The organism is Paraburkholderia fungorum (assembly GCF_902833645.1).
In the GTDB taxonomy this organism is placed as follows: Bacteria; Pseudomonadota; Gammaproteobacteria; order Burkholderiales; family Burkholderiaceae; genus Paraburkholderia; species Paraburkholderia fungorum.
In genome coordinates this window covers 166,399-189,085 of record NZ_CADFGE010000009.1, presented here as the reverse complement: position 1 = coordinate 189,085, position 22,687 = coordinate 166,399, and the positions used below count along the sequence as shown (strand labels likewise).

37 protein-coding genes are annotated in these 22,687 nt (G+C 59.6%); 8 read left to right on the top strand and 29 right to left on the bottom strand.

Annotation, left to right across the window (positions count from 1 at the left end; genetic code table 11):
* The first annotated feature begins 119 nt into the window (after positions 1–119).
* The gene (locus tag HWX91_RS26295) at positions 120–314 is read left to right on the top strand and encodes a hypothetical protein (protein WP_127837824.1); all 195 of its coding nucleotides are present in this window, start codon (positions 120–122) and stop codon (positions 312–314) included.
* Between the two features lie 64 nt (positions 315–378).
* Here HWX91_RS26295 and HWX91_RS26290 read toward each other — a convergent pair whose 3' ends face one another.
* Positions 379–810 carry a hypothetical protein gene (locus HWX91_RS26290; protein ID WP_028195511.1) on the bottom strand — a complete coding sequence of 144 codons (432 nt, stop codon included), beginning with the start codon at positions 808–810 and terminating at the stop codon, positions 379–381.
* A gap of 473 nt (positions 811–1,283) precedes the next feature.
* Between HWX91_RS26290 and HWX91_RS26285 the strand changes: the two genes are divergently transcribed.
* The 7 genes from HWX91_RS26285 (at position 1,284) to HWX91_RS26255 (ending at position 5,575) form a co-directional block, all read left to right on the top strand.
* Positions 1,284–1,592 (top strand): hypothetical protein, encoded by a 309-nt coding sequence (locus HWX91_RS26285; RefSeq protein ID WP_028195512.1) that lies wholly within the window; start codon positions 1,284–1,286, stop codon positions 1,590–1,592.
* 228 nt (positions 1,593–1,820) lie between these two features.
* Positions 1,821–2,057: a hypothetical protein gene (locus tag HWX91_RS26280; protein ID WP_028195513.1), complete on the top strand. Its 237-nt coding sequence runs from the start codon at positions 1,821–1,823 to the stop codon at positions 2,055–2,057.
* A gap of 321 nt (positions 2,058–2,378) precedes the next feature.
* On the top strand, positions 2,379–3,380 hold the full coding sequence (locus HWX91_RS26275; RefSeq protein WP_244144145.1) for a deazapurine DNA modification protein DpdA family protein: 1,002 nt from the start codon (positions 2,379–2,381) through the stop codon (positions 3,378–3,380).
* A gap of 142 nt (positions 3,381–3,522) precedes the next feature.
* On the top strand, positions 3,523–3,738 hold the full coding sequence (locus HWX91_RS26270) for a hypothetical protein (RefSeq protein WP_052660674.1): 216 nt from the start codon (positions 3,523–3,525) through the stop codon (positions 3,736–3,738).
* 576 nt (positions 3,739–4,314) lie between these two features.
* A complete protein-coding gene (locus tag HWX91_RS26265; protein ID WP_028195515.1) occupies positions 4,315–4,881 on the top strand; it encodes a hypothetical protein in 567 nt (188 codons plus the stop codon).
* Complete coding sequence (locus HWX91_RS26260) at positions 4,878–5,066, top strand: hypothetical protein (protein WP_127837823.1); 189 nt, start codon at positions 4,878–4,880, stop codon at positions 5,064–5,066. The genes HWX91_RS26265 and HWX91_RS26260 overlap by 4 nt, the downstream gene beginning before the upstream one ends.
* Before the next feature lie 152 nt (positions 5,067–5,218).
* The gene (locus tag HWX91_RS26255; RefSeq protein WP_028195517.1) at positions 5,219–5,575 is read left to right on the top strand and encodes a hypothetical protein; all 357 of its coding nucleotides are present in this window, start codon (positions 5,219–5,221) and stop codon (positions 5,573–5,575) included.
* Between the two features lie 7 nt (positions 5,576–5,582).
* Here the strand turns inward: HWX91_RS26255 and HWX91_RS26250 are convergent, their stop codons facing one another.
* From HWX91_RS26250 to HWX91_RS26115, 28 genes are all read right to left on the bottom strand, one after another.
* Positions 5,583–6,041 (bottom strand): hypothetical protein, encoded by a 459-nt coding sequence (locus tag HWX91_RS26250; RefSeq protein ID WP_390416795.1) that lies wholly within the window; start codon positions 6,039–6,041, stop codon positions 5,583–5,585.
* Complete coding sequence (locus HWX91_RS26245; protein WP_028195519.1) at positions 6,038–6,397, bottom strand: hypothetical protein; 360 nt, start codon at positions 6,395–6,397, stop codon at positions 6,038–6,040. The genes HWX91_RS26250 and HWX91_RS26245 overlap by 4 nt, the downstream gene beginning before the upstream one ends.
* A 17-nt stretch (positions 6,398–6,414) precedes the next feature.
* Positions 6,415–6,696: a hypothetical protein gene (locus HWX91_RS26240; protein WP_042274416.1), complete on the bottom strand. Its 282-nt coding sequence runs from the start codon at positions 6,694–6,696 to the stop codon at positions 6,415–6,417.
* Between the two features lie 212 nt (positions 6,697–6,908).
* Positions 6,909–7,193: a hypothetical protein gene (locus HWX91_RS26235; RefSeq protein WP_028195520.1), complete on the bottom strand. Its 285-nt coding sequence runs from the start codon at positions 7,191–7,193 to the stop codon at positions 6,909–6,911.
* Between the two features lie 146 nt (positions 7,194–7,339).
* A complete protein-coding gene (locus HWX91_RS26230) occupies positions 7,340–7,609 on the bottom strand; it encodes a hypothetical protein (RefSeq protein ID WP_028195521.1) in 270 nt (89 codons plus the stop codon).
* Between the two features lie 68 nt (positions 7,610–7,677).
* Positions 7,678–9,117, bottom strand: coding sequence for a DNA cytosine methyltransferase (locus HWX91_RS26225; RefSeq protein WP_042274418.1), 1,440 nt, complete (start codon positions 9,115–9,117; stop codon positions 7,678–7,680).
* Positions 9,118–9,260: 143 nt separating this feature from the next.
* Positions 9,261–9,818 (bottom strand): hypothetical protein, encoded by a 558-nt coding sequence (locus tag HWX91_RS26220; protein WP_028195522.1) that lies wholly within the window; start codon positions 9,816–9,818, stop codon positions 9,261–9,263.
* 156 nt (positions 9,819–9,974) lie between these two features.
* Positions 9,975–10,262 (bottom strand): hypothetical protein, encoded by a 288-nt coding sequence (locus HWX91_RS26215; RefSeq protein WP_028195523.1) that lies wholly within the window; start codon positions 10,260–10,262, stop codon positions 9,975–9,977.
* 126 nt (positions 10,263–10,388) lie between these two features.
* A complete protein-coding gene (locus tag HWX91_RS26210) occupies positions 10,389–10,658 on the bottom strand; it encodes a hypothetical protein (protein WP_028195524.1) in 270 nt (89 codons plus the stop codon).
* 232 nt (positions 10,659–10,890) lie between these two features.
* Positions 10,891–11,349 carry a DUF4241 domain-containing protein gene (locus tag HWX91_RS26205; protein ID WP_028195525.1) on the bottom strand — a complete coding sequence of 153 codons (459 nt, stop codon included), beginning with the start codon at positions 11,347–11,349 and terminating at the stop codon, positions 10,891–10,893.
* Positions 11,350–11,566: 217 nt separating this feature from the next.
* Positions 11,567–11,728 carry a hypothetical protein gene (locus HWX91_RS26200; protein ID WP_169741864.1) on the bottom strand — a complete coding sequence of 54 codons (162 nt, stop codon included), beginning with the start codon at positions 11,726–11,728 and terminating at the stop codon, positions 11,567–11,569.
* Between the two features lie 14 nt (positions 11,729–11,742).
* Complete coding sequence (locus tag HWX91_RS26195; RefSeq protein ID WP_028195526.1) at positions 11,743–12,108, bottom strand: hypothetical protein; 366 nt, start codon at positions 12,106–12,108, stop codon at positions 11,743–11,745.
* Between the two features lie 182 nt (positions 12,109–12,290).
* Complete coding sequence (locus HWX91_RS26190) at positions 12,291–13,205, bottom strand: hypothetical protein (protein WP_028195527.1); 915 nt, start codon at positions 13,203–13,205, stop codon at positions 12,291–12,293.
* Positions 13,186–13,410 (bottom strand): hypothetical protein, encoded by a 225-nt coding sequence (locus HWX91_RS26185; RefSeq protein ID WP_028195528.1) that lies wholly within the window; start codon positions 13,408–13,410, stop codon positions 13,186–13,188. The genes HWX91_RS26190 and HWX91_RS26185 overlap by 20 nt, the downstream gene beginning before the upstream one ends.
* Positions 13,411–13,439: 29 nt before the next feature.
* Positions 13,440–13,976 (bottom strand): LURP-one-related/scramblase family protein, encoded by a 537-nt coding sequence (locus HWX91_RS26180; RefSeq protein WP_052660675.1) that lies wholly within the window; start codon positions 13,974–13,976, stop codon positions 13,440–13,442.
* Positions 13,977–14,023: 47 nt separating this feature from the next.
* Positions 14,024–14,692: a hypothetical protein gene (locus HWX91_RS26175; protein WP_028195530.1), complete on the bottom strand. Its 669-nt coding sequence runs from the start codon at positions 14,690–14,692 to the stop codon at positions 14,024–14,026.
* Between the two features lie 13 nt (positions 14,693–14,705).
* Positions 14,706–15,173: a hypothetical protein gene (locus HWX91_RS26170; protein ID WP_127837822.1), complete on the bottom strand. Its 468-nt coding sequence runs from the start codon at positions 15,171–15,173 to the stop codon at positions 14,706–14,708.
* A 66-nt stretch (positions 15,174–15,239) separates the two neighbouring features.
* Positions 15,240–15,773: a hypothetical protein gene (locus HWX91_RS26165; RefSeq protein WP_102857268.1), complete on the bottom strand. Its 534-nt coding sequence runs from the start codon at positions 15,771–15,773 to the stop codon at positions 15,240–15,242.
* 440 nt (positions 15,774–16,213) lie between these two features.
* A complete protein-coding gene (locus HWX91_RS26160; protein ID WP_028195532.1) occupies positions 16,214–17,062 on the bottom strand; it encodes a hypothetical protein in 849 nt (282 codons plus the stop codon).
* Positions 17,063–17,247: 185 nt separating this feature from the next.
* The gene (locus HWX91_RS26155) at positions 17,248–17,631 is read right to left on the bottom strand and encodes a hypothetical protein (protein ID WP_028195533.1); all 384 of its coding nucleotides are present in this window, start codon (positions 17,629–17,631) and stop codon (positions 17,248–17,250) included.
* Positions 17,632–17,694: 63 nt separating this feature from the next.
* Entirely contained in the window at positions 17,695–18,192 is a 498-nt protein-coding gene (locus HWX91_RS26150) for a hypothetical protein (protein WP_028195534.1), read from the bottom strand.
* 231 nt (positions 18,193–18,423) lie between these two features.
* Complete coding sequence (locus tag HWX91_RS26145) at positions 18,424–19,227, bottom strand: hypothetical protein (RefSeq protein ID WP_028195535.1); 804 nt, start codon at positions 19,225–19,227, stop codon at positions 18,424–18,426.
* A 141-nt stretch (positions 19,228–19,368) separates the two neighbouring features.
* Entirely contained in the window at positions 19,369–19,890 is a 522-nt protein-coding gene (locus HWX91_RS26140) for a hypothetical protein (RefSeq protein ID WP_244144144.1), read from the bottom strand.
* Positions 19,890–20,366, bottom strand: a complete 477-nt coding sequence (locus HWX91_RS26135) for a hypothetical protein (protein WP_028195537.1) — start codon at positions 20,364–20,366, stop codon at positions 19,890–19,892. The genes HWX91_RS26140 and HWX91_RS26135 overlap by 1 nt, the downstream gene beginning before the upstream one ends.
* A 146-nt stretch (positions 20,367–20,512) precedes the next feature.
* A complete protein-coding gene (locus tag HWX91_RS26130; protein WP_028195538.1) occupies positions 20,513–20,788 on the bottom strand; it encodes a hypothetical protein in 276 nt (91 codons plus the stop codon).
* 137 nt (positions 20,789–20,925) lie between these two features.
* Positions 20,926–21,231, bottom strand: a complete 306-nt coding sequence (locus HWX91_RS26125) for a hypothetical protein (protein WP_028195539.1) — start codon at positions 21,229–21,231, stop codon at positions 20,926–20,928.
* A 135-nt stretch (positions 21,232–21,366) separates the two neighbouring features.
* Entirely contained in the window at positions 21,367–21,855 is a 489-nt protein-coding gene (locus tag HWX91_RS26120) for a hypothetical protein (RefSeq protein WP_028195540.1), read from the bottom strand.
* A 131-nt stretch (positions 21,856–21,986) separates the two neighbouring features.
* Positions 21,987–22,502, bottom strand: a complete 516-nt coding sequence (locus HWX91_RS26115; RefSeq protein WP_028195541.1) for a hypothetical protein — start codon at positions 22,500–22,502, stop codon at positions 21,987–21,989.
* Positions 22,503–22,687: the final 185 nt, after the last annotated feature.

Genomic DNA, 22,687 nt, shown 5'->3' with positions numbered 1-22,687 from the left:
GGCTCCGCCAGCCGCCCGGCTCGCCGAGCCCACGCTCATGTCCTTTTCAACTGCCTGTAAGGGCGTCAAAGGACAACCCATGATAGCAATTCCTTACTCTCATGACGCCAGCGCCGTTCGTGAGCTTCGAAGAGTTTGCGACCTACGCCGCGATTCAGCGCTTGGTAAATCACGGCCGCGCCGCCGCAGTGCGCTTTCTCGGGAGGAGTCTTGGCTTCGTCGATGCGCTCGCGCACGACTCGGAGATGGAGACGCGGTTCCTTGTCGCGTACGTACTCGAGATGACCCCGCAGCAAGGCGTTTTGGCGCTCTGACGTAACAAGGCCCGCCGCTCGAGACGGCGGGCCTTTTCGCGGAACTCCGCAGGCAGAGGAATGATTAGCGAACGAAGCGGCGATCGATCAGCCATCGGCTCGGTTGGCCGTCGCGGCCGTAATGGATCTCGCCTTGCAGGCAGCCGCCGTCATCGAAATATTGCTCCTTGTTGCCATAGTGCACGCGCTTGCTCGGCACCACCGAGAAGGCGTGCGGAGGCACTTCGATCAGCGGGCGCACGGACAGACCTTCCGCCAGCACCTCACGCGCCCACGCGTCGAGGCTGGTCAAGCTCGCCGCGTCGCTACCGACGGCGCTAGTCAGGTCCAGCGCCTGGACGCCGCCACTTGGCAAAACCACCGCGCCGCCAGTGCGCTCGTGCACCTGGGCGCTCGTTGGGACCGTGGCCTGAAAGAAGATGAGGCTGCTCGGCTTCACGCCCGCATCAGCCGGTACTGCAACAACCCACAAACGCTTCAATTCGGAATCGCACATGTTGTTCTCCGTGGTCTTTTAGCCTCGTAGGGCTATGACTGAGGCTTATCGCCCCGTGAAGGCACCCGCCTTGACGGGAAGTCAGCAACGTCGAACGTGCGCGCGGGAGATGGCTATGTCGTGGGCGCGCCGTAGCGGAAGCGCTACGTATTGATTGCATTATGTGTGTTGATTTTTCTGCAGAAACCCTGCGGGAAGGACGTCATGGACGCATGCAGGAGCAGACTTAGGATTTGATGCCGACCTAACGGCGTGTGCGAATGATACTGCGAATTAACGAAGCTCGACAAGTGGGCAATCGATTGTTGTAGGCTGGCCCCAGCCATTCGATTGGCATCACGCTGACAAGATAGCCAGCAAAGCATGCCGGATACCCCCCCTCGCGTTTGCACTCCTTCTCAGGCAAGGCACCCTTCCCTGAGCAGCACCAGAGTCCCCTTCCCTCATTGGTGCGGTATGGAGCGAGCGACACAATGGACACCAAGTTCTGCGGCCAACACGAGGCGCCCGAAGTCGACATTGGCGGGTACGGGCATTCGATGACGATGTACGTCTACCAGAACGAGCCGGCCGAGACGGTTTGCCCGAGGCCGGGTGATACACGCGCTTATTTGGGTAGCAAGCTGGCGGAAGACGCGCTGCTCGTCGGCTTCTCGTCGCAGCGCGGAGGCGGGGGCACGTGGCTGATTGCCCCGATGTCGCCGACCGACGCGGCAAAGTATGCAGTCGACTCGACCGTGACGTTGCACTACCGTAAGCCCCCCGATGATCGGTTGGGGTGATCTGGTCGAGATCACGCACTGCAGAGCTTCGCACTCGGAACGCGGGGCCGCTTGACGTTGTCGTTGCCGCCATTGGCTTGTCGTGACGTGTGCGCCGTGCTACTGTCCTCAAAGCCGTTAAATCGGCATTCACATTGAAATTCGAGTGCACCTTTGAGGATTGAACTTCAACAGTGCGCTTAGGCGCCGACTCCTTTAACCCGCCTTTTAGGCACAAAAGGAGAAGCCATGAATACGCAAACTGAAGCCGTCCGAGTAAAGAGTCTCCGTCGTATTTCGGAACAGCAGCGCGTCGTTGTCCAAGACGTGCTCGCGAGCCCACCCAAGCTTCATGAGGGACGCGTTGTTCACCTCTGGAGCGACGGTTTAGCAGCTATCAGGTTCGACGAAGAAAATCAGGAGCGCGATCGGCACCTGGTGTTCAACGGATTGGTCGACATTCACAATGTCGCCCCGAGCCTGTAAGTAGTTCCGGCCTGCCAGTCTCACGACTGGTGGGCCACCTACAACTCACGGACTCGTGCTGAACATTGCGCCGGTCGCCCCGTCCGGCTATCATCCTCTCAGCCGTTTGATCGGCATTTCATCATTCCGGGTCAACCAGTCGCCCGCGCATCCGAAAGTCTCTTTGGCCCCTCTGGCCGATCACCATCCTCACCCACGCGTTGTCGTCAACCGTCAATCGGTTCCGCTCGTTCGTCGCACGCGTTCCGCCTAGCCCTTCCGGCTACACAGAGCCGCGCGCTCCTCGGTTTATCAGCCCACCTCGGGCATGAGGAGATCCACATGAACAGCAACTTTGAAGCAAAGATGGACCGTTTGCTCGGACCCGTTGGCGTCATTCCGGACAGACAACTCAACGCACCTATAGGCGACGATCTGGTAATGCGCACCGGCATTCCTCACCGTGGTGGCAAGCTTGCGATTCATGCGTTCGCGAGCGGCTATCCAGTGATGGTGTCGGCGAACGCATTCTTCAACCATAAAACGGGACGCTTTGACCTGCCGGGCAGTACACCGCTTCAGGACGTCGACGTCGCGCTGGACTCGGCCGGGTTCATTGCGATGATGAACTTCAAGTCAAAGGGCAAGCAGTCGGGTGTCGGCGGTATCTATCCCTGGTCGTATGCGGCTTACCTCGAACTCGCGTTTCTGCTTCGTCCAACCTGGTACAGCAGCATGGACCTTTGCTGCGAGCCGGAGGCGACGAACGACGGAATCGACACTGACTGGCGTATCCGGGCGACGGCAACGATGCTCGAATCGCTCCTCCAGATCATCGAGAGATGGCAAGTGGACTACGCGCGAGAGGGTGTCCGAGCGGTGACAATCGCGAACGATCTCAAGCCGCCGGTACCGATTTGCCAAGGCTGGGAACTCGACGATTACCTGAGGAGCCTCGATCTGACGATGGAGGTTTGGGACCGGCACGCGTGGCTGGCGCCGCCTTCGTTGATGGGTCTCGGGTCGGTTTGTCGACGCGACCTTCATCATCCGAAGTACGGGCTCTTTGCCATTCTTGACGGACTGGAAGGTCGACTGCCGAAAGGTACGAAATTGCACCTCTTCGGAGTGAAAGGCGCTGCGCTAGAGCGCGTCAAGATGTACTCACACATCGTCGCTTCCTGCGACAGCATGGCGTGGGACTATGGCGCGCGTCAGGAAGCATTTCGGCTTGGCATCTCCAACAACATGGAACACCGGGCCGAAAAGATGGACGCCTGGATGAACACTGCTATCGAGCGGATGCGACCGAAGTCAGGAGATCAATTCCGGCTTGCTTTCTGAGCCACGGGAATAGGATCTCGTAAAACCCGGAACGCGCACTGCCCTACGGGCGTGTGCGACGCCGGCATCTCAGCGGACCCTCGGTCTCCTGAGCTGTACTCACCTCCTTTTCAATCGCCCACGAGGCACAAAGGAGAAAATCATGAAGCAAGAGAACGAATCGCTAACCCCGGAACAAGCCAACGCGCTCCGGACCTTCGCGCGTCGACATGGGCGCTACTGGAAGAAGCAACTGGCCACGCTCTGGACGTCAGGCCGGGACGACCGCGAACCGGAAGGCCCGCTGTTGCGCCAGGTCCGCAACAATGGCGGCCATAGCCTGCTCGTCGGCTTCCGCTTGCCGAGCGACGGTAACTAAGCGGCGCATCGTAGCCACGGATGCCAGACACGCCTAGGCGTGTCTGGCGATTTCCGTTTTGTGCCGCCACCGGATAAATTTCGGGCATACCGCCGAAACATTTCACGAAACTGCCGTATACACGTAGATTGACTATCTCACGCAATATCATGCCGTCCCTCTCCCCTCTTCTCCAACCGGTTCCCGCTCTTCCACCCGGCAAGCAATGGCGCTGTGGCGCGTGTTTGCGCATTACGCTTCCGCGCACGGGTCCGCTCAATCCTTCGTCGAAGCATGCCAACCACGCGCGGAAATGGCAGAGCCGCTGTTGCGAGGCACCGCTGGCCACAACCGGCCACGATGGCACGTTGACCATCTGGGACGGCTCTGCGAAAATGCACGCAGCCGTTTGATCGGCAACACACCTCATCGGAATGCTGCTCGCCCTGAGCTCGATTGCATTCCAGCACTCCAGAACGCCCTCATTCACCTCTGACCATCAGGTCTGACGCGATGTCACCTGAGCCGGGCTACGTCCGGCCCAGGCCCCCCGGCATCTCCTTTCGAACCGCCCCATTCGGGCATAAAGGAGAATTCATGACCAGCAACAAGCAACCCAAAAAGCAAGTGGCAAGTGTGCAGGAGTTGGGCGCTCTGATCGTCGATCGGGTCAAGACGGCCGACAAAATCTTGATGGCCGGCGTCACGCTTCCCGATGGGTATGCCTGGCGGATACCGGATGACCGCTTGTCGTTCTGGGAAGGTTGTCCGGTGCGCTCAACCGCTTCCATGGGGGCGTCGATCTACATCGATCGCATGGCAACGACTGGTGTTTCGGGCGAGGAACGCTGCAGCGATCCGGCAACGATTCACGCGGAGATCCGTCTTTTCATGCCGACAGCAGAGTATCGCGACGGCAGGAAGGTCCGCCGGTACCGGCAAGACTCGGACGCGCACTTCTCGGCGCATCTTTGGGTGCAGACCGGGCCGCATTGGGCGTTTCAGTCGACGACGCACCTGGTCGACAACGAGCCGTTCGTCTACGCGGATGCGCTCGATGCGCTGTGTGCGGAGATCGTCGCACGCGTAAATACTGCTCTTGCACGTGCAGGACTTAGGGTCGGGCAGAAACACATCGAGAAGGCGGAGGAAGTATGCGCTTGATCGACGGTCAAATCGAAAGTTATACGGCCTACATGAGAGCGCTCAACGAGAGCCTGAAGGACAGTCATCCGGCGATGCAGGCGGAAACGCAGGCCCTGATGGTCGCGACGCAGGGTGTGCTGGACAGCCTGCAGAAATATCGTCGCGTGGTCGACGGACTCCGGATAGCGCAGCACTGTCATTGACGCGTTGCACGGCCTCGGCCGTAAAGAACAGGAGGGAGGGATGCCGCGAGGCGTTGCTCCCTCTCTTCGTCTCCGCGGGCGTCGGCCCGTTGGCTTGCATCTCCAGTGTCCCGGGAGACACTGGAGATGTTCCTGCCCCTGGAGTTTCCGTCATGCACCAGTCTCCCCAGTCCCTGCCTAACCGCGTCGCACGCACTAGCCCGTATGCCTCACGAGTTCGTTCGACCCGCGTATCGGACTCGCTGTACGAGGTTCGCGTCGACGGCGTGCTTCGCTTCTTGATAGAAGGTGATGACCAGTGGCCGGCTCAATGGCAGTTGTTTGCCGTGGTGGACGGTGTTCGCGCCGGCGGATGTCTGGCGCTCGAGTCTGAACACTTCGACGTGCTCGAGCAACTCGAGCGCGGATGCTTCTGGTTGCCGGCCGCCGACATCGTAACGGCACCGCGCCCGACGGGCCGCTCGTCTAGCGTGACCCGCTATCCACTTCCGCAGTACCTGTCCGAGTAGCAAGCGCTCAGACAGTCTCGTGCTGCATCGCGTCGATTTCGAGCGGCGCGGTCTGGTAGCCAAATGTGGTGATCTGCCGTAGGTATTCCTGCATGAACTGGTCGATCGACCCGGCCGCCTCGTACTGGTAGACGTGTCGGCATTCATGCCGCAGCAGGCGCCGAGAGAAATGCCGCGGTGTGATGAAAATCGCGTAGCCCAGTGTCAGTCCCGCGATGTCATCATTGAGCAGTCCGGTTCGGATTGCGATCTCGCGGAGCATTGGATCGTGCGGCATGGGAACCTCGTCGACGAGCGAGAGCCGGATTTTATCCGGAGCCGACACCCCTACCTGCCGCGCATCATCGAGCTCGACCGACGTCAGCACACGGCCGGCCGCCAGCCCCCTCTCCGCCTGTTCGTTCGCCCACGTAAGCGTCTTGGGCAAGATGAGCGCCAGGAACGCTTCCGGCATCATGCCGCTCATCGGGCCGCCTTCGTGCGCAGCGGCTGCGGGATCAGATCGTTCAAGCGGTCCCGTGCCTGCTTGCGGTCCATGCCATACGGGAACCGCGGGTGCTCGTCGTCGACCGCTTCCTCGAGGCACGAGAGCACAGCCGCCTGGTCTTTGTTGCGGTCCTTTAGATGGCAGGTCAGCGCCAAGCTGGCGAGCAGCGCGCGATCCTGATCGGGCATCTGCATCAGGTCCGGCCAGACTATCTCAAGCCGCTGGCGCGATTCGATGCCATCGCTCTTGCCGACGAGGCGGCCGATGGAGATGCCAAGTCCAGTGACGAGGACGACGCCGAGGAAGAGCGAGATAACGCGCCGAGTGTCGAGCATATGATGCAAGCCTCCCCTTACGCGCGCTGGCCAGCGAGCAACGTATTGTCGATGACCGCGCGTGCTTCGATCGGCGTGAAGCTGTAGCCGCTGAGAATCGTAGCGAGGCTTTCGTCGGTCGGCTCGTCCGCCTTCACGCGTTCGAAAAGAATCCCCTCCTTGCGGCCGGTCAAGGCGGCTTCTGCCACGGCCGATGGCCAGTCCGGTACGGATCGCGCTTTCTTCGTCAGCGCCCCTTCGTTCTGGATCTGGATACCGGCTTCCTTGATCTGGTCGAGGAAATTCTCGAATGCTGCCATGCTGATGCGCTCCTTGGTGGTTGTTGGCCTGCTGGCCCTTCGATACCGTGAAGCCATTGTCGTACAGGCTCCGGTCATTGCAAACCCGAATAATCGCGTTCTACGCCTCGTTATCGGCGCGATCGCGCCGCCGCTGAACGATTGGTACAGAAGCGAAAACGCCCGCCAGCCGTCCAGACGGGCATGCGGCGGGCGCGGGTTGCTGCCGATCGTTATGCGAGGTCGATCTCCCGTTCGTAGGCTCGCCCGGCGAGGGCACCAAGCCGGATGTGCGGGTCCTTCAAAGCGGGTGTAGCCTGCCTCAAGGTGCCGCACAGATCGACGATCTCGGCCGCACCGGTCAGATCGACTTCGTAGTCCCCGTTGACGACTGCAAAAAGCCGATTCCCTTCCTGGAAGACGGATGTCATGTCGCCCAAGACCCGACCGCCGGAATCGACTACCTGCATGCCAACCTGGTAGCGGTGGACAATTTTCTTTTGGACGTTGCTTGTCATGATGCATCTCCTACGATGCCCGCGTGGGCTGCTGAAAAGGAGAGAGCCGGTGCTCGGCGAGGGGTCGTCCTGGCCGAACCATGGGCGTGGTTGGGCTCGCCACCCGTCTCCGATGGGACGAGCGGCGAGATGCTGCAGGTTGATGCTTACGTGGTCGCAAGGGCTTCGTCGGCTTCGAGCGCGGCCCGCTTGCGCTTGGTCTCTGCGGCCCAGGACTCGACGTCCACCGTGCTCATACCGACGCACGCGTTCCAGCAGGCTACCAGGCGACGCGCCCGCTCTTCTGTTTCCGCGGTGCGACGGTGTTTTTCCTGGTCGGTTAGATACACCAGTGCGAAGCAATCGCCGTCATCGATGACGAGGCGGGCCGGGCTGCGTTGGGTACCTTCCAGACGGATTTCTTTCGAGTGAATCATAACGATCTCCTGAAAAGGCAAGGAGCGTCCCCAGCGGGGAACGAGCCCCGCCAGGGTTAAAAAATTACTTATGCCGCGACCATCTCGGCTCGCACGAACGACGGGAACGAAATAGAAGTGGCTGTCTTGAACGATTGAAGCGATCGGCCGAGTGCGTCGAACACCGAAACGAAGGGAGGAACACTGACGGCTTGGCCACAAACCTCGTGTCCGAACGTCTGCGTGACTCCTTCGACCAGGTCCTCCCAGATCCCCTTGCAGCGAGCGTGCTCGCGTACCGTGGGAATGCGGAGAAGGTCTTTGTTCTCGGGATGCTGCAGGAAGGTGCCGGTACTCTGACGCTTGGCCAGCGTCTTGTTGAGCGTCGGAACCTTCGTGGAATTCTCGTTGACGATCGTCATCTTGAACCCCTTGCCTGCCGCCTCGTCGCGTTCCTGCTTATCCTTCAGATACGTGAGCGGCGACCAGCACTTGTCGTCCGGCGCCACCGTATCCATGATCTCTCCCAGCTTGCGAACCTGAGCCTCGGGCCGTTCGACCAGATCGAAGGAGAACTCGATTCCCTGCGTGACCGCGACAATGCACATGCGCTCACGGTGCTCGAGCATGTTCCAGTCGGCCGCGCTGAGCACGGTTTCGTGGACGACATACCCAAAATCCCTGAGCATTGAACGCGCGATCGCCGCGGAAGCCGTGTTCAGCCAGCCGGGCACGCATTCGATTGCAACGAAGGATGGAGAGGTCCGCGCGACTGCCGTGAGAAACGGCACGACGAGATGCCCGACGTCGGGATGCGACTCCGGGAACTCCAACTTCCGTTTCGTGCGTCCAGCATTTGATGCCCCGCTGCACGGGATTCCGATCACCAGTCCATCGAGTTTCGGCAGTTGTGACATCACCCAGTTGTCGAACACTACCTCCTGCATTGGTGCCGTCAGGAGGATGGTCTGGGCATCGAAGACCGGATTGTGCTCGACCGCGTGCTCCATGCAGTCTTCCCGGATCTCGTTTGCCACTGCCAGCCGTGTTCGGATGCCCGCGCCTTCCAATCCCGTGTGTGCTGCTCGATCGAGAATGCCGATGCCCGAGGAAAACGAACCCATAAGCAGCGGTTCATTATTCTCCAGCTTCGACTTCAGACGAGCGAGCCGCTCCCTCGCCCGCACTTCCGATGCGATCGGGAGCACGAAGATCCGGCGCAACTGCACCACGATGCGAACAGCGGTGAGGCCCATCTTTACGAATGTGCCCAAGAGGCTTTCGCTCTGTATGTCGATCACGGGCACGTCACGATCGCGCACGGTCTTCTTCGACACGACGCGCTCACCGCTTTCGGTGGCTTCGAGCGTCAGCATGCATTTCTCGTTGTCGAGAGTGATGCTGATTTTCATGCCCGGCAAGAGGCCTGCGCGGCTTGCCTGGGCACCTTCGATCCAAAGCCGCGGGGTGCCTTTGTTGCTGCCGAGTTTGCGGATCTCCATGCCCTGAAGCGATTTCTTGCTATTCATGGTTTCTCCTTCTCTGCCCTTATGGGCTGGTAAAGGAGCGAGCAGAGCTCAGCGGGCCGGCTTGGCTGGCTGAGCATACAACCGCTTCGCCCCCCGAGAAAGGGGCGGCGAAGCGCGCTTTGGTTGCTGGATACCGGCTACTGTTACGCGGTCGCCAATTGCTCGGCCGCACGCTTTTCGAGCCTGTCGATTTTCTCGAGACAATCCTCCACCGCACGAAAAACAGCCTTTTCGAGCGACCCGTCTTCCGACAAAGGAATGTCGATGGTATGTTTCGAATCGCTATCTTCGTTGACGTAGGCACCGAGACGAGTGAACATCCCTTTCGATCCCCTCACATCGTAGAGCCGCAGGCGAATACCCGCCTTTCCGTCCTCACGCACGAGTCGCACCTGAACAGGTGAGTCCTGAACCGGATATTGGTATCCGATCGGCTGATTCGCGAGCGTCCAATACTTCAACATGCAGCCGATGTCGTGACTCATCTTCACCGGATCAAGGACCCCGCCCTGAAGGACGAAGTGCGAGTAATCGATACCTTGCGCGGCAAATCTCACGCCCCGCAGATTCCCATACGCTTGCCGAACCTGCTCGCGATAGGCCTTGATCGTATCGGCAGCCGGTACAGCATGGCTGCTCAAATACCACTGATGGTTAACATGGTGAGCGAACGGCGACTGGATGATTCGATTGCGGGTCATGATGTTCTCCTTTGATGCCCAGACGGGCGTTGATAAAGGAGAGAGCACAGCTCAGCGGGTCGGCCGGACCGGCTGAGTAGGAGGTGATGCCCACCAGTCCACGGAGGGGCTGGTGAGCGTGATTGCGGTTTGATAACTTGCGTAGGAGCGTGACGCTTAGTGCTCGTCCGAACTCGAATTCTCGATGGACGCGCCATCCGGCGACACGCCAGGATCCAGAATCATGATCGCGCATGCCCCGAGACTCGTCTTCTCCGCATCCAGATACTCCTTCGCCTCATCTTCCCCGAGATTGTCGTCCAGCGCGCGTTTATACGCGGCGTGGCGGAAGGCGGCGGGGTCGTGAATGTCGAGTTCGATCGTGACGCTGATGCTCGCACGCCCTTCTTCTTCCGCGACTTCCGATCCGTTCTCCGCCAGGTTCGTTTCAATGTTGCTGTTCATGCTCTTCTCCTTGATGCCCATATGAGGCTGTAAAAGAGGAGCGAGCAGGATGCTCGGCGGGGAGATACCGCCCGGCTGAGCAAACTGCTGCCTGTCATCCGTAGATCAGGATGGCAGGCAGTACGGTTAATGGCTTGAGAGGGAAAGTGCCTTTTTCAAATGCTCGTCGATTACGCGCGTATACGCTTCGTCAGCACCGTCGAGGCCTACCGCGAGCGATTTGACGTATTCAATGACCTCGTCGTTCGCTTTGTCGGAATAGTCGCCGTCCGGCGCAGTGGCCTTCTCCAGCACGCGGAGGGCATCCCACAGGCGAACTTGGGCCGCGACGACATCCTGTAGCATCTGCAGGTGCGTTTTAGGCTGCTCTGTGTTGCTCTGGATATTGCGGTTCATGCGTTTCTCCTTCGTACCCTGACGGGTGGTTGATAAAGGAGAGAGCCAAGGGCTCGGCGGGGCTGGCATGCCCGGCGAAGCGATTACACTGAGACGCGGAGGTGGCGGCAAGCGCCTGAGAGAAATGCCGATCTAACGGCTGAATTGAATATACCATATGGATACTGGATGTCGACACCGCCGACGCCCCAGATGGGAGCGTTCGGCGGGTCAGGTTGCGATACTACCGTCGTTACTGTTCGGTGAAGTCGATCATCACGCGCAGGATACGTCCGTACTCGTCGCGCTGAACGAACACCGGATACTCGCCATCGCCATAGGCCGTACCCACAGCCGTTGCGAGACCGCCGAACGCGCCACCACGGGCTTGTTGTCCGGTCGCTCGGCAGGCGGCGTTGTAGCTCAACTCGTTCGGTACCGGCTGCTCGAGCAGATCCCATTCACCAGTCGCGTTCAACTGGTTCATGGTCTGACCGAACTCCTGGATCACCGCCTCGTAGTGCGGGAAGTCCTTACGGTACTGAAGCACCTTTCCGGACTCCTTGTGGCGATATTGGCGGATGTCCTCGAACGGCTTGTCCTGCCAGTTGCTGTCGATGTAGGTCGGATCGACGAGCATCACTTGCCCGCTGTCGACCGGAACCTCGCCAATGCGTTCCCAGTTCTTGTCCATGGATTTCTTGCTGTTCATGCGTTTCTCCTCTGTGCCTGAATCAGGCGATTTGTAAAGGAGAGAGCCTGGCGCTCTGCGGAATCGTGTGACCCGGCAAAGCGGCTTTGCGGTATTCCGGTGGTGCGTCTTAACTGTGCTTGTTTCTGCCGACTGAACGGCTCGCCGCACTATATCACGGGCCTTTCACAGGTTGGCGCCGCCGGCATTCCAGACGGAATGCGCAGCGGGCCGAACTTCATTGGTTACGTGCGCTGGCGTTGAACTCGCCCAGGTATTCGAGGATCGGCACCGCTTCGTACTTCGCGGTGTTCAGCCTCTCAACCAGGCGCTTGTCGAAAGTCTCGCAGATGACATGCTTGTTACCCTTCTCGCGGATGACCCAACTGGCGGTGACCATGCCTGTCCTCCTGATCAGATGCTCTGCTCGACCCGGACCGCAACGCATTCCGCGATATGGGCCGCACCGAACTTGAAGTGCTGTGCATTGATCTTGCGGGCAGCTTCGTTGGACAGACGGAACACTTGTTGGGCAATCTCCTCCGCTGCCACATCTGCGGCAACGAGCTCGATCGCCTGGTTGGCGGTGCGGCCGTGGAGCCAGTGGCGAGCGAAGGCCGTTCGCTTAGCGTATTGGCCCGTCTTCTCCTCCACCAACTTGAGCCAGCTTTCGAAGTCGGTCGGTAAGCCAGCCGCTTCGAGGTTGCTGCGCCCCATCGCCGTCAGGTTGCCGGGGTTGAACCAGTTCGCGTGGCTTTGCTGCACTTGATCGCGGTTCATTGGCTTCTCCTTTCTACCCGTTCACGGGCGGTTGAAAAGGAGAGAGCGAGACGCTCGACCGGGCATAACCCGGTGGAGCCTTGGATGGGCGCGCGGACCCTGAGGATGATTGCCGACTGAACGGCTGGAGAAACTATACCACTACGGTCACTTCGCGCAACTGGTCGAATCGCCAAGACTGGTTACTGACTGAGCACCGTCCCGGGTTTCTTGCTCGATGCCGCGACGTGCTGGCCGTGCGGGCGCATCGCGCCGAGGCGAAACCACGCGAGCGATGCGGCGAATGCCCCGAAGCTGTAGGTCAGATGCCTCGCAGCATGAGGAAACGTGTTCTTGTGCTCGGCCAATTGGACGACTTTCCATGCGAAGTCGAACTCGAACCAGATGCCGAACCCAAACACCAGCATCACAAACTCTGGCTGTGTGGCAGTGGCCCGGAGAAGATGTCGCCATCCCCAAACGATCCACATCGCCGCGGAAAACAGCCACATAGCGGGAATGATGTCGATCGGACTGTATGCAGCAACACGAAAGTAGTTGAGCCCACAGACAACAGCGACGGTGCAACCAAACCGCACGGTGAACCGAAGAGCACGAGTTTTTTGCCACAAACCGCGCACTCGCGCCGGTGAAGGTGTAAATCGTCGCACCGCAGTTCCCGCCATTCGCACGGCACATCCCAGCCAAGGCACATTCTGCAATAGGCGTCTGCGTGCCTGTTGCTTTTCCCTGCGATTCACGCCATCTGTCGCGAAGGCCGGATCGAGGTGATGGAGCGTTTGCGCCATCAAAAATCCAGCGAAAGCGCAGCAAAATCCGAATAGAAGATGCTCCAGGTTCGAAACGGCGTCCTTATTCCTGAGCACCGCACGAATCGCGTGCCTCGCGGCAACTACGCGTTGTACCTTCGCCGTGGCAAGGTGTCTCTCGACCTCAAGAAACACGAAGAGGAACATGCCAACCCACAGGCAGGCATGCCATGCATTGAGTGACAGCCAGCAAATATTGGTTGCCTGCACAGGCGCGGCACTCCCGTGCTCGCACGACGTGATGCTACGCGTACTCACATCCATGGCGTCAAGCAGCTGCTCGGGCATGCAGTTCGGCCGTTTGCCGGCGGGCGTCTTCTGAGATGCTCTCGTCGAAATCGGGGTGCTGTTCAATCAGCTCGAGAACCGTCATCTCGTCTTCAATAGACATAGCAGTCTGAAACGGGCGCAGCGTCTCGAGCGCCTCCTGTACCTTCTTCGCGTCGGCCGTGTCTTGCGGTTTGCGGATCACCAGCGTTACGTATTCACTCATCGTCTGTTCCTCGTCGTCTTTGGTTGCGGTTAGCTCTCTTGCTCCATCTGTTCCTTACGCCGTTCGTCGCGGCGCTCCATCTGCAGGACCAGCATTGCGAAGACCACGAAGAGTTCGGGTTGACCGAACACCTCGACATCGTGTCGATCCCGCACCGTCAACACGCGCCCCCGGGCCTTGGCAAGGGTCTCTCCTGCGCGGGCAACACGGAACTTAAAGTCCCACAGATTGCCGCTCACCGTGGTGCCGTGAGCAGGCCCGCCGACCGCGTAATACTGCCGAGTGAATGCGAAGCGCTTCCGCTTGATCGCAAACGCGCCGAGTTCGCCAGAGATGTCCCACGTAGGTGCCCATGTCAGGATCCTGCGGCGGATCGTCCCCACCAGATTGTTTTCGCGATAGATTCGCCACTTCGGCGAGAAGAACGCGAACTGGCCTTTTCCACGATAAGCCAGATTCCCGTCGCCATCCGTTATGTCGATGGCGCCGCGTATGGACAGAAGCTTGTTGGCGACGCTAAGAATTCTGGACATCCAATACCCCGTAGTCTCGGATTCGATTCGCATTGGCTATTTCGGCGAGAGCGGGCTCGTAGACGGTCCGCTGCTCTCGTTCAGATCCGCTCGACTGCCGAAGCAGAAGCGAAAATCTCTCGCGCTGCCTTAAGCATCCCCAGATAGTCCGTATCACCTTGACGAAGCTTGTCTTCGGCGAGCGCCTGCATCTCAGCGTCGGTCTTCAGAAGCGGCGGATAAGCAGTATAGTGGTCGACATCGAATTGGAAATCGACGGGCAGGCTCTGCGAGTTCTTCTTCGAGAACAGGTTGTTGAGGATGTTGATCTGCTTTCGAACATCCGCGCCGGGCGCTCGGGTAAAGGCAGGATCGTAGGCCATGATTTGCTGGTTAGTCACCAAGGACGTCCTGTTGCTCAAACAGGCAAGGTTACCGTCCGGTATCACGAGCTTCGACATGCCACGCTTCAACTTCAGCAGATTCTTTAGGCGGCCCCGGCGATCCTCATGCAACTCGTCGGCTTCCCTCGACACCCGCAGAGGATTGATGGCGCAGAAGGCTTCCTGGATCGTGCCGCATTGCCGAGCGATTGCCACGATGGCTGGCAGCGCGATTTGCCCCGTATCGTGGACGAGCGCATAGCGCTGTGCACCATAGAAAATGTAGACGCAGCAAGTCTCGACTCCGGCGGTGAAAAAACCGTCGGCTACAGAATTCGCAATATCTAGAATCCCTGCCCCTTCCTGCGTGACTTCAACCAGATTCATACGATCCTTCCTCTCAGTCTTCGATATCGTGGCTTAACAGCGTGGCACTGAATTGTCCACGCCGCTCAAACTCTGCTGTTAGTCGATGGATTCGTTCCGCCAGCAAGCGCCGACCCTCTGCTGCGCGTGCTCGATCGCGTCGACGGCCCGCTGCACCGCGGCCACCCAGCCGAGAGGGATCGAAACGAGCAACGTCCGCCGAAAGTGACCCGCATCGGCGATGTTCGAGACTCACGATGCGCTTGATGATGTGCTCGGACCAGACGGCACCGAAATCCACATCGGCGACCGTTTCGACGACGCAATGCGCAGCGGGCGCACACGTCCCATAGAATGCCATTTGGGTTGCTCTTCCTTCATCCCGGAGGCGCGCCAATAACGCGTTGCGGTCGCGGTGGTCCGATTCGATACGCTTACCGACAAGCACACCAGCGAGCGTGTGCGCGAACGGATCGGGTTCAAGCGGGGGCGGAGTATTCATGTTTCGATGGTTCCTGCAACTGCCTATTGCACTGGGTCAATCACATCGTCGAAAGGGGGCTTGAGGTCATTTCAGCGCGATCGCCTGTTGGAGTTCAGGTTGAAAAGCGATCCACTCGGCCCGGCTGAGACGGTGGGCGCCGAAGTGATAGCTCGGCTTCAAACTCCGGCAGCGCTCGAGCGCGCGCTCCGCCTCTTGGCGCGACCGCAGCAGCCCCACATCCTCCCATCTGCGCCACGGCCCGTTAGGGTCGCCGGGTTCTGTCTTCACGTAGTAGCGAATGACCCAGTAGTCGGACACGTTGCGCTTCCGTAGTTTCGTGACCGTGAACTGCGCTACCCAGAATCCCGCCAGGCACAGCAACACGGCCGCGACGTCCCGGATGGTGGCGGGGAGCGCTGCAAACTGGACCAGTTTCCATGCTTCAACAGCAACCATGCCGTAGGAAAGCACGTTGCATCCGACAATCGCTCCACCGTTCCGGTACTCGCCAGGCTCGACGTCCAGATCCGTATCTCGAGACCACCGCGAAGCCGAATTGAACCCGATCAAGACCGCCATCGAGAACGCGAACGCCCCCACAGCCTCCAGCAATTCCATCAAGAATCCTCCTTTGCGCTTCTTCTCTTGCGTCGTTACAACCCGACAATATGCACAGGCCACGCTCACGCATTGCAGAACCGAACAATTCTCCCAATACATGAGAGCCCTGGCGTAATCGTTCATCGCCAATTTCCCACAATGTTTATCGACATCTGGTCGCGAAAACTTTAACCCAGATAGTGCGGGCCAGTTATCGCGTTAGGCGGTCCCGCACGTAGCGTTGATTTCCTCAAGTGTCTGCTTGAGCGGCTTGCCCGCAGCCGCTTCCATTTCCAGCCAACGCAGGGAGAGCCGCTTTGGGAAGTTTGTCCAGTACCATATCGGTGCTATAGCATAGGCGAAACGAGAGCTAGCCTCATCGAGGCCGGGTCTACAAAGAGAAAAACCCACCAGCGAATCCCCAAGGGGAGCGCGTGGTGGGTTGAATACGAATGAGATCACTGCGCCAAGTAAGCGCTGGCAGATGCCTGATACGTCTTGTAGGCCATGACGCCCGCGTATGCCCCGCAGTTATTCCCCTTCAGGATTGCCCGGGCCGCAAGATGATGCGGCGCCTGCCCGTTCGCGACAATGCGAAACGCCGCATTGTCGCTTTCGAGTTCCGGCGGAAGCCGATCGGTCGCCTCGCGGTAGGCTTCGGGATCGACGATCCGTTGTACCTGCAGCTCCCGATCGCGGTCCGAAAGCATCCAGCCTTCCCGCGCGGCCGCTTGTTCGTACTGTCCCGTCCAGACTGCGGGCCCGAAGTCCACGTCGCCTCTATAGCCGGCGATCTTTTCGTGCATGTCGAGCGCGTATGCTTCGCTTACTGCCCCGTTTTTGTCGAACTCCACGTGGAAGTCCAGCCTCATCCGGCCTGAGTTGCAAGACGGTTCCCCGCTACCGAGATAGCACACGTCGACGAAACATTGCAGATGCTGACGAGTCACGAGATTCCACCCGCGTCGTCCGATGATTTCCACGTTCGTCGGCCACACGTAGTGATGGATGACTTGTTGTCCTGCATCCCACCGGTCGCGCTCGCAACCACCGTCCGCCCACACGAAATCAATCGGAATTGCGACCCGGAAAAATTCGAAGTCGACCTCAGTTGCCGGGCGAAGGCGCGTGATACCTGCCGCGATGATCGCGGGTCCGTCAAGGGGGTTACGGCCACCACGCTTCACACTACCCGCAAGCACACCGATGTAGTTTGGAGCCTCGTCCATCACATACCCCAGTGTGTGCTCGTCCATGACGACGTACTTCGCGTTCTTCGATTGCTTCGGGTGTTTATTATTGTTCATGATGTTCTCCTTATGCCTGTATCCGGCCGTTGAAAAGGAGTGAGCCAGCAGCTCGGCGAGGCGTAGCGCCTGGCCAAGCCAGAAAGGATCGGCGGCCGCCGCCCTCTCCGAAGAGAAAGGCGGCGGATCCTGATTAACATGATGGTTACTGCTGGCAGCCGGCTAGATCTGCGGTGACCTAACACTCAGGCCGATTCCGGGCGCTCTCCCATTGCTTCGAGGGTTGCCTTAACTCGATAGAAGGCGGGCTTGACTCCGCGCGTTGCCCGCGAAGAGGCAACGCGACCGGGGGTAAACTTCCCGGAAAACTCGAGACCTTGAGCCCGCAGCCGGTTTCGCATGGCGACCTTGATCCCGGGCTCCATCTTCACCCCCTTCTCTCGTAGCAAGGCGACGTACTCCGCTTCGAGCGCAAGCTGGAAGGCGATGTCGTCACAAGCGATGTCCCTGTCGCGCTTGTAGCGCTTCACGACGGCCTTGTGATATCGCAGAATAAAGCCGAGCACGGCAGTCACGACTGTGACAATTCCTCCGACGATCTCAGACGCGTCGTGTGCATCCAATATCATGATGAACTCCTTTCATAAGTGGGCTACGCGGTGTTCTGCGACTCTTCCGCAGGGGGCGCCAGCTCACGCCACAGTCGTCTCGGCGACGACACGCTCATAGATTTCCTCGATCAGGTCTGCCTCGGAAGAGAAAAAGCCGATGTAGTTGTGGCTCTCGTCGCCCTGATTGAACTCGGTCACTCCGGGCAGCAGCGCGTACCAGCCGTTCGGCAGTCCGTTATTACCAATGCGGTAGCCCGCGTGCCCGATTGCCTTGCGCCAACACGCGTGGTCGAGGACGCTCCAGCCATGCTTGGTTCCGTCGAGAAACCGGCCGTCATCGGTTCGCACTTCAATGTTACTGATCACCGCATCGTGATACCGATGCCCGTGAACGCGCTCTTGCCGGCTGAGCCAGTCTGCGACCGCAGCACCAGCCTGCTCACCGAGATCCTTGCGGCGATCGAAACACGCCAGGGCGCCACTGATCTGGATGCTTTCCACGCGACGGCCGTCTCTCGATGCACCGAATACCACACTGCATCCAATCCACTGAGCGTTGCTGTTCTCGTTGCTCTTCATTGCAAACTCCTTGATGCCCTATGGGCGGTTGAGAAGGAGTGAGCGTCAGCTCGGCGAGGCGTATCGCCTGGCCGAACCAGAGAATTCGGAGCCCGCCGTCTGCGAAGGACGGCATGGCGGGCAAGGTCTCGAATGAGGGTGGCTCTCCGCATCGGTCGCGTGCCCGAAGACGTGGATACCCGCCGGCGCTCCTCTCCAGAAGCGCACGACGGGCACAGTTTCGGATTTATGTCACTTTCGGTGCATAGCATTCTGGATAGCCAGATTGACGCCGTCTTCGGCATAGCCAGCCTTGACCAAGACCTCTCGCAAGATCGGTCCCGGCTCAGCCACAGCGTTGCCCGCGACGATCATCGCGCGCGCTATGGCCTCACCGAACGGAGTAGCGACCTCGTACGCGAAGACCCCGGGGTGATCACCATTCGCATCGAACCAGTCGCCAACAGTGTCAACGAACACTACATGCTCGGTCACTGCCTCGATGAAGCCGATCTCGCCGTTGAATGCATCCAGATCGGCTAACGACCCTTGCCGGAGCGCGTCCCGTGCGCCGATCGCAACATACGCGAGAGTCAACGAATCGGGAGCAGACCGCGATACGGCCCCGCTGCTGTCTTCCTGTTCCTTCAAGCCGCACAAGGCACTTTCCACACTTGCATATGCCGTAACGTCAACCTTGAAGGAGCGGCCGAGGCATACTTCCGCCCATGTCGCCAGATTCGACACGTCTTCCGCGTCCATCTCCGGATTGACGTAGTCTACGACTAGAACGACCCGCTGGCCTTGCCGATTCCGGGCCGGTGCAGCGTCAACGGTCCAGCCATCGCCGGCGAACTCTTCGCGCATGACCGTCCCCACCTCGTCACAGAGATCCGCGCGATGCTTCACGATGAACGATGCGATGTCGCTACGAGTCACGCCGTCGATGTTGTCTGCCCGAACCGAATCGAGAACGCGAAAGACGTCAACCCTGCGCAACGCTGCGACCGAATCAGCGGCGATCTTGATGTACTGCTCTTCATTTTTGCTGGTCATGACTTTCTCCTTCGTACCCGTAGCGGGTGGTTGAAAAGGAGTGAGCCGTAGGCTCGGCGAGGCGCGCGGCCCGGCCGAACCGGATACCCGGTTTGACGCCGCCGGCCCGAAGGCGCGGCGGCATGAATCTGGTTTCGTTGATCAGACCGTGGAGGAAAGCTCCTCGACCATCTGTGCGTACGAAATCAGACCTTCCTGGCAACGTTGCACGATGGCCGCGCGGCGAATACCGAGCGCCCAACCGTCCGTGGCGGCGACGCGATCGAGGGCGCCAACATCGACTGTCAGGTGGCCCATACGAAGCATCTCTTCCACTGCTTCTGCGATCGTGTCGAAGCAAAGATGACCGATGAACCCGTTCTGATCGAACTGCTGGATACGCCACGGTTTATCACCGGACGCGTCAGGCAAAACGAATGCCCAAGTTTCCCGATCTTCTTTTCGACACTCGACCCCGACAGGCTGGCCGCCGTACTGCGCCATGAGGATCTGGTAGGCGATTTGCGTGGCGCGGGCGCCTTCGCGCAGGATGCGCGCAAAACCGGGGGACGCACGACGATGTGCGACACGGACATGTTCCCACGCGCGCGTGCGGTACCGCGCCGTTGACGGCATCGCGCTACAACTCCCTGGAACAGCGCTGGTTTCGATCTGGCTGGCCATTACGCCTCCAGTTCCGCGACAGCGTCGCACACGTCGTTGATGCTGTCGGGGCTTTTGCAGTTGGCCAGCAACTCGTCGAACAGGCCCGAGTCCGTAGCGGCCGCCAGAGCGACCTTCAGCAGTTGCAGTGCGTCGACCTGCTCCGCCGTCAGCCGCGAGCTCGTGACCGGGGGAAACGTCGGTCGATACTGCCGCTCCAGAGTCACAATGCTCGTACCGCTGATCGAACCGATCTTCTCCGTGTCGACGACGATAAGCTCCGGATTTTCCGGATCGTTCAGATCCTCCGAATTGGCTCCGCGCAGACCGTCGAGCAGACGACGCTTGAACTCGTCCGTCGCTACATTCACGTCTTCCGCTGCGATCACATGAAACGTGTCGCTGTCGTCACCAAGAGCGGCTCCCGAGATGACGAACAGGCTGAGCACTTGGCCATCCGTTGCCCCGACGGCTTGCTGTTGAGCGTTACTATTCATTGGTTTCTCCTTTGGTTGCCCACATGGGCGTTTAAAAGGAGTCGAGCCGGCAGCTCGGCGAGGCAGTTGTGCCCGGCCGAGACGGTAGATCGGCTCGCCAGCCTCCAATTCGGGGACCAGCGAAAGACGGTGGGATTGATGGTTCCTTAGGCTGCTTTCTTCGCCAGAGCGGCGCACTCCAACTCTTCTGCGCCCGCGAGGACCAGAGCCGCACGACCCAGGCGGACCAGCGCGTCGTCTCGCATATCCTTCGCAATCGCGCGCAGATCCTCTGCCGTGCCGTCCTGTGTCCGAACCGTGAGGTCACGGCCACCTGACACGATCTCGACAAACGTGTTGCCGTTCCTGCGCTGCATGGACACCGAGACCTTCTCCGTCGAAGCGATCATCACTGGCTTCTGCATTTCAGGTTTACTGTTCATGGATATCTCCGTTGATGCCCGAAAGGCGTTGAAAAGGAGAAAGCCGTTTCGTCGGCGTGGCGGGTTGGGGGACCTGCCACGCCCCACAATGGTGGAGCCGGCCGCCTGCACCCCGTCGGGCAGGCGTCGTATTGCTGTCAGCGCCAGGTGGGCGCGACGCCAAGAATCGTGTTCGGGCGACGGTTCGACACCTTTACTGCGGCTTCATGTGCTTCCTGGACCGTCGCGAACTCGGCGGTCTCTACCCTCGACATCCGGGTCTTGATGAGGCCGTCGACGCCGAGCGTGCGATCGTCTGCGTTGCCACCGAAGAACGGATCACCTGTCCCGCTGTACTCGATGACGATCATCGACTTCGGTACCGTACACCAGCGCGACAATGCCTCGTCGGCGTAGGCCGGGTCCGTGAGATCACGACGCGAATGGTTACTTTCCTGTTTCATGGTTCACTCCTCTATGCCCATCGGGCGTTGGTAAAGGAGCCGCTGGCACTTTTCGGTCCGATCGACGGAAAAGGTACTTTTTGGTGGGAGACAGGCGGCGCAAAACTTCCGCGCCGCCGCTCTTCATCATCATCATTACACGATGATGCAGTCCGATCGTCCAGGCATGATGCAAGGCGGATCGCAGCGGATGTGCTCGAGGAGCGTTTCCAGTTGAAAATCGTAATCCTCGTCCGTGTCGCGCTCGAACACATGGTACGGCCGACGATACAAGCTCGAAAGCCCGTCGACGGACTTGCAGTGCCGGTATTGCGAATCGTGAGGCTCCGCGTTCAGCATCCCGTAGACCTCTTCGCGCTTCGCCGCGTTCAAATCGGACGCGGTCAACGCGTACGTTTCGATCGCTCGCAGATCATAGCTCGGCGTAATTTCGCTGCAGTAGGTCACCCGATTCGCGTCGTAGGCATAGACCTGAAAGACCTTGCGCGCGAGTCGCTGGACGTCTTCCCTGTAAAACCTCGTTTCGTCCAGAACGACCATTTGAAGATCAATCGGCAGTTGTGCTGCTTGGGCTTGGGAGAGACTCGACGATTTCGGAATATCTGCGACAAATTGCTGATTCATGGGTTCTCCTTTTTGCCAGTGATGGCGGTAGAAAAAGAGAGAGCCGAAGGCTCGGTCATCCCGCATGGAGATGACCCAACCGATAGCGTTGGGTCTCGCCGGCCGGTAGCCGACGAGTTAGCGCCAGAGGGTTAGGCTTCGACCTGCCCCATCTGATCGATCTTGAGTTGCCAGACCTGAGCCGCGTCGCTGGCACGCGGCAAGCCGGCCACCAGCGATTCCTCACGCTTCAGCCGATACGCCAGATACGTGATCAGGTGGGACCCGACCGGTATGATGCGCTGTTGCTGAAGCTGATCGTAGAGCGACCCGATCGCACCGTGCAAGCCTGCCATCGCCTCGCGCCGCCGGAGCTCCGCGAAGAGCTCCGCGGTCCTCACGTCCGTCAGGTTGCGTACCGATGGCGCACCGTTCACGCGCTCGCACAGATCGTCGATATCACCGTCATCGTAGGAGATATCCTCGTTATCGTTGGTCGCGATATCGTGGATGGCGTCCGAACGGTTGGCGGGTTCACCCATACCGCGTTCCTGGTAGAACCGCAGCGCGGCCAGGATCGTGTTGCGGTCTTCCTTGACGCCAATGATCAGCACCGGCTCGGACGATCGGTGCGCTTCCTCATCCTGCGAAACGACTTCCTGATTCATGCTCAGCTCCTTGTTGCCCTATAGGCGGTTGAAAAGGAGACGAGCGGCAGCGCTCGGATGAGCGGGACTCATCATAGCGTTCAAGATACCTAGGGGATTACGGGCGCTTCCTGCAGGAAGCTGATGCGGCGCGGAGCCGAGTGAAAAGCTGATGCCGACCGAACGGCTGAAGGCATTTTAGCGCA